This window comes from Kribbella qitaiheensis (genome assembly GCF_042657745.1).
GTDB lineage: Bacteria > Actinomycetota > Actinomycetes > Propionibacteriales > Kribbellaceae > Kribbella > Kribbella qitaiheensis.
In genome coordinates this window covers 31437-44090 of the sequence record NZ_JBHSKE010000050.1, presented here as the reverse complement: position 1 = coordinate 44090, position 12654 = coordinate 31437, and the positions used below count along the sequence as shown (strand labels likewise).

At 69.5% G+C, this 12654-nt stretch carries 10 protein-coding genes; 3 read left to right on the top strand and 7 right to left on the bottom strand.

Features of this window, described 5'->3' with window-relative positions; all coding sequences use genetic code 11:
• Positions 1 to 36 precede the first annotated feature (36 nt).
• A complete protein-coding gene (locus ACFPJ1_RS31450; protein WP_380109453.1) occupies positions 37 to 471 on the bottom strand; it encodes a hypothetical protein in 435 nt (144 codons plus the stop codon).
• Positions 472 to 742: 271 nt separating this feature from the next.
• On the opposite strand from ACFPJ1_RS31450, the gene ACFPJ1_RS31445 reads away from it, so the two are divergent.
• Entirely contained in the window at positions 743 to 3727 is a 2985-nt protein-coding gene (locus ACFPJ1_RS31445) for a bifunctional [glutamine synthetase] adenylyltransferase/[glutamine synthetase]-adenylyl-L-tyrosine phosphorylase (RefSeq protein ID WP_380109452.1), read from the top strand.
• A 7-nt stretch (positions 3728 to 3734) separates the two neighbouring features.
• On the opposite strand, the gene ACFPJ1_RS31440 is transcribed toward ACFPJ1_RS31445, so the two are convergent.
• Complete coding sequence (locus ACFPJ1_RS31440) at positions 3735 to 4487, bottom strand: phosphotransferase enzyme family protein (protein ID WP_380109451.1); 753 nt, start codon at positions 4485 to 4487, stop codon at positions 3735 to 3737.
• Between the two features lie 500 nt (positions 4488 to 4987).
• On the opposite strand from ACFPJ1_RS31440, the gene trmB reads away from it, so the two are divergent.
• Positions 4988 to 5623 (top strand): tRNA (guanosine(46)-N7)-methyltransferase TrmB, encoded by a 636-nt coding sequence (gene trmB, locus ACFPJ1_RS31435; RefSeq protein ID WP_380109450.1) that lies wholly within the window; start codon positions 4988 to 4990, stop codon positions 5621 to 5623.
• A gap of 36 nt (positions 5624 to 5659) precedes the next feature.
• Here trmB and ACFPJ1_RS31430 read toward each other — a convergent pair whose 3' ends face one another.
• The 5 genes from ACFPJ1_RS31430 to ACFPJ1_RS31410 all read right to left on the bottom strand — a co-directional run bounded on the left by ACFPJ1_RS31430 (position 5660) and on the right by ACFPJ1_RS31410 (position 12366).
• Positions 5660 to 8332: a family 78 glycoside hydrolase catalytic domain gene (locus ACFPJ1_RS31430; protein ID WP_380109449.1), complete on the bottom strand. Its 2673-nt coding sequence runs from the start codon at positions 8330 to 8332 to the stop codon at positions 5660 to 5662.
• 92 nt (positions 8333 to 8424) lie between these two features.
• Positions 8425 to 9159: an SDR family NAD(P)-dependent oxidoreductase gene (locus ACFPJ1_RS31425; RefSeq protein ID WP_380109448.1), complete on the bottom strand. Its 735-nt coding sequence runs from the start codon at positions 9157 to 9159 to the stop codon at positions 8425 to 8427.
• A 2-nt stretch (positions 9160 to 9161) separates the two neighbouring features.
• Positions 9162 to 10400 carry a class I SAM-dependent methyltransferase gene (locus ACFPJ1_RS31420; protein ID WP_380109447.1) on the bottom strand — a complete coding sequence of 413 codons (1239 nt, stop codon included), beginning with the start codon at positions 10398 to 10400 and terminating at the stop codon, positions 9162 to 9164.
• Entirely contained in the window at positions 10400 to 11113 is a 714-nt protein-coding gene (locus ACFPJ1_RS31415; protein ID WP_380109446.1) for a DUF1365 domain-containing protein, read from the bottom strand. Before ACFPJ1_RS31415 ends, ACFPJ1_RS31420 begins: the two co-directional genes overlap by 1 nt.
• Entirely contained in the window at positions 11107 to 12366 is a 1260-nt protein-coding gene (locus tag ACFPJ1_RS31410; RefSeq protein ID WP_380109444.1) for an NAD(P)/FAD-dependent oxidoreductase, read from the bottom strand. Before ACFPJ1_RS31410 ends, ACFPJ1_RS31415 begins: the two co-directional genes overlap by 7 nt.
• 176 nt (positions 12367 to 12542) lie before the next feature.
• Here ACFPJ1_RS31410 and ACFPJ1_RS31405 point away from each other — a divergent pair, with 176 nt between their 5' ends.
• Entirely contained in the window at positions 12543 to 12638 is a 96-nt protein-coding gene (locus ACFPJ1_RS31405) for a putative leader peptide (RefSeq protein ID WP_363704822.1), read from the top strand.
• The last annotated feature ends 16 nt before the right edge of the window (positions 12639 to 12654 follow it).

Here is a 12654-nt window from a genome sequence, read left to right as displayed (position 1 = left end):
AGCGCCGGCTGTCGACAGCCGGCGCTGGCGCGCGTTTCAGGCGGGTTCGTGGAGCTCGGTGCCGGTGGGGGTGCGTTCGTGGGCGGACCAGCGGGCCGCCGCGGTCGAGTGCCGGTACGGCGGGAGCTCGTCGGCGCCGAGCGGGCGGATCGAGGTCAGCCCGGTGATGTCCAGCTCGGCGGGCCGCTCGATCACCGGGGTGCCGTCGGGCGCGAGCGGGTGCACCTCCTCGAGCGTGAAGAGGCCGACCGGGCGGACTCCCTCGGTGACCACCACGATCCCGCCCGGCACCACCTGCTGGGCCCGGTGGAGGGGCCCGGGGACCAGGATCCCCTCGGCGGACGATCGCCAGGCGCCCGGCGCGAACCGGCGCAGCGCGAGCCCGGCCTGGCCGTCCTCAGCCGTCCGCGGCGGTAGGTAGGCGGTTGCTGTGTAGTCGTAGTCGTAGTCCGGCTCAGGCGGCCCGGACACTCGCCCACCCTGCTGGGGCGTCAACCAGACCACCGTGCCCCGGACAGCGAGCGACCCCGTCATCATGACCATAACCAGCCATCATGCCGACTACGGACCGAATATGCCAAGCAACTGCGTGTGTCGGACCGAGCGCTGTCCGCAACCCTTCCGAGATCCGGCCGCGCGGCGACCGAGACATCCCGCGCCCGGCTCGCGGGCTGTGGGTCCGGGGGAGTGGGCGACTCACGGGCGGTGAGGACGGTCCGGCGGTCCCACTAGGCTGGCGGGTGTGGCGGAGGCGCGGAGGATTTCGGGTGCAGGTCGGCTGGCGCGGGCGGGGTTCGCGAATCCGCAACGGGCCGGACGGATGCTGGATCGGCTCGACGAACTGGACGTCCGCAGTCCGATGGCCAGCGACCAGGTGGTCACCTCGCTCTCGGAGTCGGCGGATCCCGACCTCGCGCTGACCGGCCTGCTCGGGATGGCCGAGGCGCTCGACCAGAACCGTCACGACCTTGCCGCGTTCGCGCGCACCCTCGACGTGGACCCGGACTTCCGGCGCCGGCTCATCTCCGTGCTCGGGGCGAGCGAGGCGCTCGGCCGGCACCTCGGCGTACACCCGCGGCACTGGTACGACCTGGCCGATCCGGCGCTGGCGAGCTCCCACCCGACGCCGGACGACGTGGCCGCGTGCCTGGCCACTGCGGTCGATGCGGACAACCCGGTGGACGCACTGCGGGTCGAGTACCGCCGCTTGCTGCTGAGGTTGGCGGCGCGCGATCTGGCCGAGGGACTCCTCGTCGACGAGGTGGCCGCAGTACTGGCTGATCTTGCCGGGGGGGCGCTGGAGACGGCGTTGCACATCGCGCGGAACGACTACTTCAAGGCGCATCCCGGGGCCGCCGAGTGCCGGCTCGCGGTGGTTGCCATGGGCAAATGTGGTGGCCGCGAGCTGAACTACGTGAGCGACGTGGACGTGCTGTTCGTCGCTGAGCCGCTGGACGGCGAGCCCGAGGCACCCGCGCTGAAGACCGCCACGCAGTTGGCGTCGGCGGCGATGCGGATCTGCTCGGCGCACACCGCCGAAGGCACCCTCTGGCCGGTCGATGCCGCGCTGCGTCCCGAGGGTAAGTCGGGTCCATTGGTGCGGACGCTCGACAGCCACCTCGCCTACTACCAGCGGTGGGCCAAGACGTGGGAGTTCCAGGCCCTGCTCAAGGCCCGGCCGATCGCGGGGGACGCCGAGCTCGGCCGCGCGTACGCCGAGAAGACAGACGAGCTGGTCTGGTCGGCCGCGGACCGGGAGGGATTCGTCGACGACGTCCAGGCGATGCGCCGACGGGTCGTCGACCACATCCCGGCCGCCGATATGGACCGCCAGCTGAAGCTCGGGCCGGGCGGACTACGCGACGTGGAGTTCGCAGTACAGCTCCTGCAACTCGTGCACGGGCGCAGCGACGAATCGGTGCGGAGCGGGACGACGCTGATCGCGCTGGAGCAGTTGACCAGCCACGGGTACGTCGGGCGGACCGACGGCGCGATGCTCGCGGACGCGTACCGGTTCCTGCGGTCGATGGAGCACCGGATCCAGCTGTACCGGCTGCGGCGGACGCACTCGGTTCCCGACGACGATGACGACCTGCGCCGGCTCGGGCGGTCGCTCGGCTTCACGAAGAACCCGATCACGGACTTGACCGCGGCTTGGAAGAAACACGCGCTGGAGGTCCGCCGGCTGCACGAGAAGCTCTTCTACCGGCCGCTCCTGGCCGCCGTCGCGCGCATCCCCGGCGGCGAAGTACGGCTGACACCGGAGGCTGCCAAGCAACGGCTCACCGCACTCGGGTACGCCGATCCGGCGTCTGCGCTGCGCCACATCGAGGCACTGTCCGAAGGGGTTTCGCGGCGTTCCTCGATCCAGCGGACGTTGCTGCCGGCCATGCTCGGCTGGTTCGCCGAGTCGCCTGACGCCGACGCCGGGCTCCTGGCTTTCCGGACCATCTCGGACGCGCTCGGCTCGACGCCGTGGTACCTCCGGCAGTTGCGCGACGAAGGCGCCTCGGCCGAGCGGCTCGCGCACCTGCTCGCCAGCGGCCGGTACGCCGTGGACCTGCTGCAGCGGGCTCCCGAGGCGACGGCGATGCTGGCCGACGAGCGGGAGCTGACCCCGCGCAACCTGGAGTCCTTGCTGTCGGAGATGTCCGCGGCGGGGAAGCGGAAGGACGAGCCCCAGGACGCGGTGGCGGCGATCCGCGGCGCGCGGCGGCGCGAGCTGTTCCGGGTCGCGGCGGCGGATCTGTCCGGGCTGCTCGAGGTCGAGGAGGTCGGCGAGGCGCTCACGACGATCTCCGTCGCGACCCTGACCGCGGCGCTGGAGGTCGCGCGGCGGACCGTGGCCAAGGGCGAACCCGAGCCGACCCGAATGGCGATCGTCGCGATGGGCCGCTTCGGCGGGCACGAGCTGAGCTACGGCAGCGATGCCGACGTGATGTTCGTGCACGACCCGCTGCCGGATGCTTCCGAGAAGGCGGCGACCGACTTTGCGACCCAAGTGGCGACCGAGCTCCGGCGTCTGCTCGCCTTGCCCGGTGCCGATCCGGCCGTCGCGGTGGACGCGGACCTCAGACCGGAGGGACGCCAGGGACCGCTCGTCCGCACGCTTGCTTCCTACGCCACGTACTACGCGCGCTGGTCGGCCGTGTGGGAAGCGCAGGCGCTGCTTCGGGCGGATCCGCTCTGCGGGGATCCCGAGCTGTGCGAAGCCTTCCGCGCGCTGATCGACCCGCTGAGGTATCCGGCCGACGGCATCAACGAACGCGACGTGATGGAGATCCAGCGGATCAAGGCCCGCGTGGATGCCGAACGCCTGCCGCGCGGCGCCGACCCCGCCACCCACACGAAGCTCGGCCGTGGCGGCCTCGCCGACATCGAGTGGACCGTGCAACTACTCCAGATGCGCGAGGCCCACCAAGTGGAAGGCCTCCGCACGACCAGAACCCTCGGCGCCTTGCGGGCAGCTGTCGACGTAGGCCTGGTCGAGCCGCCGGACGCCGACATCCTCAGTCGCGCCTGGGAAATGGCGACCCGGATCCGCAACGCCATCATGCTCGTCCGAGCCCGCCCCAGCGACTCCCTCCCACGCGACCCCCGAGACCTCGCCGCCGTAGCCCAGATCTGCGGCTACAACGCCGACGAAACCAGCCGCTTCACCGACGACTACCTCCGCCGAACCCGCCAGGCCCGCAACGTCGTCGACCGCCTGTTCTGGGGCGACTGAGGCCCGCTCAGGACAGCGCGGCAACCCACTCGTCGTGATGCCGCTCGATGTACTCCGCGGCTGGGCCCCAGTGGTCGGCGTGACCTTCGGAGTACAGAAGTGCCCAGGGCTGCTCGCCGGTCTGATGCCCCCGCCGGAGCAGGTCGAACATGCCGCGAGTGTGGGCCGCGATCTGGGCAGGCAGCTCGCGCCGCTCTGCAGCGTCCAGGCCGTATCCGTCTACCAGGGCGCGCAATCGAGGTGCATCCACCGCCGGATCGCCATCGGGCAAGAACGGGACGAAGCCGTGGGCTGCGTAGCCGAGATCCCACAACCGTGATCCCGGTCCGGCGCCGTCCCAGTCGATGAACACCCACCGCTCGCCGTCTCGCACCAGGTTCCAGGGCGCGAGATCGTTGTGGCAGATGAGCGTGCCTTCCGCCGGATCCGGGATCGCGACGTTCCAGACGACGTCGTCCGGTGGCTCGAAGTCGTCCATCGCGTCGTGCAGTTCACGGATCAGCCCGCCGAGCTTGTGGAGCTCGGTCGGAGTGAGCGGCGGCAAGGTGTCAGCCAGCCGGCCGGGGATGTACTCCACGACGTGCCGCCCTTGCTCGTCGCGGCCCAAGGTGCGAGGCGACGCCGGAAATCCGGCGAGATGCTCCAGGACGGCCTCGACACCCGGCGTCGACGGAGTAGCCGGCTTGCGCACGGTCCGGCCGATCCGGACAACCTCGCCGGAGACGTTCCCGCCGGTCAGTACCTCTTCCTCCAACTCCACCCGCCCATCCTCGCTGACCGACAAGCTCACCCCACCTGAGGCCCGCCCGCACAAGACACCGACCCCTCAGCAGTTGCGCCGGCACGGCTGTACCGAACGACAGGAAGACCTCGTCCACGACGCCAACCTCCACGCTTACCGATTCGGTTGAGGCGCTGTGAGAATGCAGTACGTCCTGTCGTTCCGTACGCCGATCGCCCGTCCTCAGCGATTGCCGGCACCCGCCTTCAACGGCCGCACTTCTCATCCAAGGCAAGCCCACCCAAGGCTTGACACAGTCACCGGGACTCCCGTGGGACCACCTTGCTGCAACCGAGGTGCGAGCTGCGGGCCTCCGGGCGACTTCCTCGGTCTTACCAGGGCCGACGGAGGAGCGGCGACCCAGGGGCGGGCGGGCGACGAGGGGGTCGGCGTCTGGGCTCACATAGGATTGCTTGGTGGAGATGGTGGATGAGGTTCGGCAGGCGGGGGTGTTCAGCCATGTCCGGCGGAGTGTTCGGATGACGGTTGGGCAGCAGCGGGTTTGGGATACCCACTGGGCTGAGTTGGGGCGGAAGCTAGAGGATCTGCCCGCGGGTGAGGTCGAGCTGCCGACCTGGTTCGGGCGGGAAGCGCCGGTGGTGCTGGAGATCGGGTCGGGGATGGGGTACGCGACGGCGCAGTTGGCCGCGCGGGAGCCGGAGGTGAACCACCTGGCGGCCGAGGTCTACCCGGCCGGGCTCGGGCAGTTGATGTTGTGGGTGGAGAAGTACGAGCTGGAGAACGTCCGGCTGCTGCACGGCGACGCACTCGACTTTCTGCGCGACCACCTGCCGCCGGATTCGCTGGCCGGAGTACGGGTGTTCTTCCCCGATCCCTGGCCGAAGAAGCGGCACCACAAGCGCCGCCTCATCACGCCGAAGTTCGTCGGCTTGCTGGCCTCGCGGCTGGCGCCGGGCGGGAGGTTGCATCTGGCAACGGACTGGCAGCACTATGCGGAGCGGATGCTGGAGATCTGCACCGCCGAACCGCTGCTGCGCAACGAGTACGACGGTTGGGCGCCGCGACCCGACTGGCGCCCGATCACCAAGTTCGAGTCGCGCGCCCACGCTGAGGGAAGGATCTGCCACGACCTCATGTTCACCAAGGTCGGCTGAAACCCTTCGATCTCGCTCAAGCGGGGCGGCTAGAAGCTACGAGGTCCGCGATGTGAAGCTCCAGTGCCCGGTAGGCACCGTGTAGACGGTGTAGCCGTCCGCGAACGCAGGCTCACCAGCAAAAGGCGCAGGCACAGCAGTCACGTCGGAGGCAGCCGCCGAAGGCACGTGCACGTCTGCAGTCGACCCAACCGGCACCTGGACCTCGAGCTGAAACACCCGCCCGACCCGCCGCCACGAAACGGCCACCCGCCCGCGCACGGTGTCGGTCCGCAGCGCGGCCGAGTTCACCTGCTCCCGGCCGTCGGGCCGAACCAGGATGCGCTCCCACCCGTTGCTGACGTTGCGCAGTCCAGCGACGTTCTCCAGCAACCACTGCGCGACCGTGCCCTGGAAGTAGTGGTTGCGCGACCGGGTGTCGGTCTCCCACATCTCCCACATCGTGTCCGCGCCCTGGTCGAACCAGTACCCCCAACTCGGATACGTCCGCTGCAGCGCCACCTTGGCCGCCACATTTGCATGCCCGTACGCCGTCAGCACCGGAAGCAGTACTACGACGCCGAGACATCCCGTGTTGAGGTGGAATCCGCGCTCCTCGATGTCGGCCACCAGGTTCGCCACCACCTGCGGAACCACCTCATCCGGCACCAGCCCGAAGGCGAGCGGCAGCGCATTAGACGTCTGCCGGTAGTCCGGGTCCAGATCCGACCGATAGACCCCGGCCGATCGGTCGAGGAACGCCTGGTTGATGCCGTCGGCCAGTTCACCCGCGGCCTTCCGCAGGCGATCCGCCTCCGCCGTGTGCCCGAGGAGTTCGCCGATCTCCGCCACCGAGATGACCGCGCGATACAGGTACGCCGTACCGGTGAGGCGGCGGTCTTCCGGTGGGGGACCGGACGGGTAGCCCGGCGGGATCCAGTCACCCAGCACGCTGAGGGACAACCCGTCCTCGACCCGGCCGAGTTCGTAGTCGACGTACCGCAGTACGGAATTCCAGTGCTCCGCGAGCAGCCGCTCGTCGCCGTACCAGCGGTGCATCTCGCGCAGGATGAACGGGTAGACGGTGGACCACTCGGTCGCCGGGGAGAGCTCGGTGAATCCCCAGTCGCCGGTCGGCACGATCACCGGCAACTGGCCGGCCTCGTTCTGGCTGTCGCGCAGGTCGCCGAGCCACTTGGTGAAGAACCGCGACATGTCGAGGGTGCCGGCCATCGTGGGGGAGCCGACCTGGGCGTCACCCGTCCAGCCGTTCTTCTCCATCTTCGGGGTGTCGGTCGGGATGCCGTGCAGGTTGTTCAGCACGGTCCGCCGCATCGCGTTGTCGATCTGCTCGTACAACGGCTGGCTCGCGGAGAACCGGCTGATCTCCCGGACGTCGGAGTGCACCACCCGCATCGTCACCGCGCCGACCGTCGGTTCACCGGGGAAGCCTTCGAGCTGCACGTAGCGGAATCCCTTGTAGGAGAAGCGTGGCTCCCACTCCTCCATTCCGTTGCCAGCAGCAATGAACTCGTCGCGCTGGAACCGCGGTTTGTGGACGTGCTTGTTCTCGGCGAAGACGGTGCCGTCGGCAAGCAACCACTCGCCGTGCAGCAGGCTGATCGTCGTACCGGCCGGAGCGTCCACCCGCAGCTTGGTCCAGCCGGCCGTGGTGCGCCCGAAGTCGGCCACCCACACGCCGGGCCGGGGCTGGGTGAAGGAGACCGGCGCGACATCCTCGATCACCCGGATCGGCTCGTGCTCCTGGGCCTGCAACTCGCCGCGCGGCGCGGGCAGCACGAGCGCCGCGGTCCACGAGCCGTCATCGAACCCGGGCTCGTTCCAGCCGACCGGATTCAGCCGGGAGTCGTAGGTCTCTCCACAGAAGAGCGAGTCGGACCGCGTCGGTCCGTCGGCCACGCGCCACGCGTCGTCGGAGAGAATCTCGGTCACGCTGCCGTCGGCGTGCTCGATGACCAGCCGGGCTAGCAGTCGCGGCTCGGCATTCCACGGGGTCTGGTGCCAGCGCCAGGTATTCGGCGTGCTCAGTCCGAAGAAGCCGCGGCCGAGTTCGGCGCCGAGCACGTTGTCGCCGGTCCGCAGCAACCCCGTCACGTCGTGAGCGACATAGAGCACGGTGTCCTCGTAGTCGGTGAATCCCGGATCCAGTACTGCGTCGCCCACGCGCTGCCCGTTCACCCTCAGCTCTTGGTAGGCGAGCCCGCTGGCATAGAGCCGGGCGCGCTCCACCGGAGCCGTCAGGGCGAAGGCCCGGCGCAGCAGCGGCGCAGGCACGTCCTCGTCGCGGACCACCTCGCGGGCGCCGATCCACTGCGCGTCCCCGAACCCCTCCGCCAGCAGGCCCGTCTCGAACCAAGTCGGCCCACTCCACCGACCGACCCGCTCGACGCCGTCCCACAGCCTGACCGCCCAGTGGTACCTCGTGCGCGGGGCCGGCGCGGGCCCGTCGTACTGGATGCCGAAGGTCTTCGCCGACTGCACCTGCCCGGAGTCCCAGACGTCCGCGGTCTCCGGCGTCAGCAGCTCAGGCGCCGACGCCACCAGGATCTGGTACGCCGACTGGGTGGCTCCGTAGCCGGGCGCCGTCGCGATCCACCCGAGCCGGGGCCGGGTGACGTCCGTGCCCAGCGGGCGGTCGGCGTACTCGGCGGTGAGCTTGTCCGCGGTCAATGGTCCACCAGGGGTCCAGCTGTCCGGGGCAACAGGCATCAGGCGAACTCCTCAACATGGCGGGCAGATCCCGGAGGACCGTATGCAGCCCGCTCGCGTCGGGGCAACAGCCATGTCCTGATCTGGACAGTTCAGGACCGAGGAGTGAGAGCCCGCGCCCAGAGCCGGTCCGGAACCAGCTTGGCCGCCTTCATCAGGAGCGCCATCTGCCACGGGAACACGATCCGGGCCGACTGGTTCGCCATCCCTTCGGCGATCGCCCGGGCGGCCTGCGGCGCCTTGATCATGAACGGCATCGGGAACGCGTTGTCCTCGGTCATCTCGGTCTCGACGAACCCCGGGCAGACGGTCAGTACGTCGATGCCGTCCGGGCGCAGGCTGGCTCGAAGCGACTCCAGCAGGTTGATCTGCGCGGCCTTGGTCGCGCCGTACGCCTCGGCGCCGGGCAGACCGCGGTAGCCCGCGACCGAGGAGATGCCCACGATCATCCCGGCCTGCCGAGCGGTCATTCGCGGGATCAGCGCGCCGAGGCAATTCGCCATGCCGCCGAGATTCACTTCCAGGTGCCGGTGGAACGACTCGACGTCGAACTCGCTCATCTGCTTCCAGTAACCAGCGCTCAGTACTGCGATGTCGATGCCGCCCAGTTCGGCCTCGACCTCGGCCGCCGCCTGTTCGACGGACGACCGGTCGGTGATGTCGCAGGGGACCGCGGTCATCCACTCGCCCGCGACCTCCTTCAGGGCGTCGGCACGGCGGGCGGACACGGCGACGTGCGCGCCGCGGCGGCACAACTCCTCCGCGAGCGCGGCGCCGATGCCCGACGAGGCACCGATGACCCAGATCCTGCGACCGGCGAGTTCCACGATCAGTCCTTCCTGGCCAGGGCCAGCTGAGAGACCGCGAGGTACCCGGCGCGGAAGCCGGCCTCGGAGTACGCGAGGTAGAACTCCCACATCCGCCGGAAGACGGCGTCGAAGCCGAGGTTCGCGACGTCGGCTGCGCGCGCCGTGAAGCGGTCGCGCCAGAGCCGCAGGGTGTGCGCGTAGTCGGGCCCGAGGTCGCGGCGTTCGACGACCTCGAGCCCACCCGCCGTAGCCGCGATCTGGTCGATCGCGGTCAACGAGGGGATCAGTCCGCCCGGGAAGATGTACTTGTGGATCCAGCTCTGGGCGTGCCGGGTGGCGAGCAGCCGGTCGTGCGGCATGGTGATCGACTGCAGCCCGAACCGTCCGCCCGGCGCGAGCAGCCGGTCGACGGTCGCGAAGTATGTCGGCCAGTACCGCTCGCCGACCGCTTCGATCATCTCGACGCTGACGACCGCGTCGTACTGGCCCTGTACGTCGCGGTAGTCGCGCAGCTCGACAGTCGCGTTGACTCCGGCCTCGGCGATCCGCTTGCGGGCCAGGTCGCGTTGCTCGGCGGACAGCGTGACGGAGGTGATCGTCGCGCCGCGCTCGGCGGCGTGGATCGCGAGCTGTCCCCAGCCGGTACCGATCTCCAGCACCCGGCTGCCTGCGTGGACGCCGGCGTAGTCGAGGATGCCGTCGATCTTGCGGCGCTGGGCTTCCGCGAGCTCGCCGAAGCCGTCGGTCGGTGAGGAGAACCACGCCGACGAGTACGTCATGGTGGAGTCGAGGAAGGCGGCGAACAGGTCGTTCGAGAGGTCGTAGTGCCGGGCGATGTTGGCCCGTGCGCCCTGCCGATCGTTGTCCTCCGACGACGGCATCCGCTGCTCGATCAGCTTGCGGAACCGCTGCAGCACCGGCGGTACGAGGTGGCTCAGGCGGCTCGCGAACACGCTCAGCAGGTCGGCAAGATCAGTGCCCCGACCGGCTCGCCAGTTGCCGGCCATGTAGGACTCGCCGAAACCGATCTTGAGGTCGGCGCCGATCCGGTGGAAGAAGCTGTCCGAGACGATCTCCATCACCGGCGCGTCGGAACCACCCGCGCCGAGCCGCCGGCCATCCGGAAGCAGTACGACGACCGGCAGCTCGCGGACCGCCCCGCGCAGGATCTGTCGCGCCGCGGCTGCCCGCAGCGGGCTGTACGGCGTACGGGCGACGGCCGGCCAGTGTTCGACATCGACGAGTTGCAGGGTGCTCATCAAACTCCCTCCGGTGGGACGTGCCGGTGACGCTCGATCACTGGTAACCGGCGGAGCCAGAGCCAGACACCATGCATTCGGATGAGTGCCCAGGTCTGATAGGTCGGGAACGGTGTGCGCAGAGCCACACCCAGCCGGTGCATCCACCGCGCGGGCCGGTGCTTCCCGGTGAAGGCGGCGGAGAAGACCCGGTGGTCGTGCTGGATCAGGTCGATCGCCACGGCCACCCGCTCGGGGTCGAGCCGCAGCGTCACGTCGTACCGCCCGGCCACGGTGAAGAACGGCGACACGTAGAACTCCTTGCCGAGTGTGAACCGGCCGGTGTTGTCCGGGCGGGCCAGCTGCGCATGACGTTCGCCGTACGTGTTGTGGATCTCGAGGACGACGCAACGCACCTCACCGGTCGAGGTGAGACACCAGAACACGCTCAGCGGATCGAAGACGTAGCCGAGGCTGCGCGCGTTCGCCAGCATCACGACCCGGTCGTTCGGGGCTAGCTGGACCCCGTGCGCCGCGGTGAAGGTGGCCACGTTCTCCTTCAACGACAGCCCTTTGCCGAGGTGGTCGGCCGCGGAGAAGCGCCGCCGCGGCAGGTGGTCGAGGTCCACCAGCCACTGGTACGTGCGGTAGCGGAACCGATGCCGCACCTGCATTCGGCGGGAGTGGCTGACGTGGCCGACCACGAGGGCCGGCAACTGGGGGAGTGCTACCACGAAGCGCCGAGCCTCTCGGCCGCGGCGACGCCCGAGCGGCAGCCGTCCTCGTGGAATCCCCAGCCGAGATGGGCCCCGGCGAAGGCAAGCCGCACCCCGCCGGCGGCTCGCAACGCCGGGGCGGCCGCGACCGACTCCGGAGTGAACACCGGGTGGGCATAGCTCATCCGCGCCGTCGCCCTGGTCGGGTCGACCCAGCAGTCGGGGTTCAAGGTGACCAGATGCTCGTCGGCGCTCTGGAGACCCTGCAGGCGGTTCATCCAGTAGCTGACCAGCACTTGCGGCTCGTCTGTGGCGCAACCCCGCATGCGGTAGTTCCACGAGGCCCGCGCGCGGCGCGATGCCGGCAGCACGGACGTGTCGGTGTGCAGCCAGGTCGGATTGACCGAGTAGCGGAACGTGTCGAGCAGCGACTTCTCCTCGGGCGTCGCGTCCGCGAGCAGGTCGAGCGCGGTGTCGGCATGGGTCGCCACGACGACCTTGTCGAACTCCTCGGCCCGGTCGGTGACCACCTCGACCCCGTCGTCGTGCCGCAGTACTGCGCGAACCGGCGCCGAGGTCCGTACCGCGCTGACCCGGGCGGTCACCGCGTCGACGTAGCTCCGGGAGCCACCAGTCACCGTGCGCCAGCGGGGCGCGCCGCCGACCGAGAGCATGCCGTGGTGCTCGAGAAACTGGAACAGGTACCGCGCCGGGTAGAGCGCGGCATCCGCCGATCCCGCCGACCAGACACAGGAAACCAGCGGTACGGCGAAGTGGTTCGCGAAGTACGGGGAGAACCCGCGGGTGCGGATGAAGTCGCCCCAAGCGAGCCGGTCGTCGTCCGAGTCGAGGACGGTGCGGGCCTCGCGGTGGAAGCGCGGGACCTCGGCCAGCATCCGCAGGAAGCGGGGATCCGCCGCGCGCCGCGCCTGGCTGAACAGCGAACCCGCGCCACGGCCACCGGCGTACTCGAGTCCGCAGCCGTCGCAGTGCACGCTCATGCTCATCTCGGTGGGCTGGGTGGCGACGCCGAGTTCGCCGAAGAGCCGGAGCAGGTTCGGGTAGGTGCGCTCGTTGTGCACGATGAAGCCGGTGTCGATCCGCAGGGACTGCCCGGCGGAGTCGGTCACGTCGTGCGTGTGGGCATGCCCGCCGGGCCGGTCGTCGGCCTCGAAGAGGGTGACGTCGTGGCTCCGGTTCAAGACGTAGGCCGCGGTCAGGCCGGAGATCCCGGAGCCCACGACCGCGGCGCTGGGACGCTCGCCGCTCATACCGAAAGCCTTGCAGTTGCATAAGTTTGGAACAATTTTGAACCACTCATGCAGGAACTTCGGAGCCGAACGGGCTGGTGATGGGTGATCGGCGGAAAGTGCGGAGCTGTCTCAGTAAGTGATTTGTCGTCTCGGATCGTGAAACCACAGCCCGTTGATGGACTTTCTCCGGTTTCATGGTGTGCATGCAGGTCACCGCCAACCGACCAGCCGACGCGCTCACCCGCCGTCGGCACGTCGATCTGCTCCGCGTCGCCTCCGCGACCTGTTGACCTTCGGCGCTTTCTC

What these genes read in the sequence shown, in the direction of transcription:
- ACFPJ1_RS31420 (WP_380109447.1), bottom strand. Translation starts at nt 10,400, where the DNA reads ATGAGCACCCTGCAACTCGTCGATGTCGAACACTGGCCGGCCGTCGCC.
- trmB (WP_380109450.1), top strand. Translation starts at nt 4,988, where the DNA reads ATGACGGTTGGGCAGCAGCGGGTTTGGGATACCCACTGGGCTGAGTTG.
- ACFPJ1_RS31430 (WP_380109449.1), bottom strand. Translation starts at nt 8,332, where the DNA reads ATGCCTGTTGCCCCGGACAGCTGGACCCCTGGTGGACCATTGACCGCG.
- ACFPJ1_RS31410 (WP_380109444.1), bottom strand. Translation starts at nt 12,366, where the DNA reads ATGAGCGGCGAGCGTCCCAGCGCCGCGGTCGTGGGCTCCGGGATCTCC.
- ACFPJ1_RS31405 (WP_363704822.1), top strand. Translation starts at nt 12,543, where the DNA reads ATGGTGTGCATGCAGGTCACCGCCAACCGACCAGCCGACGCGCTCACC.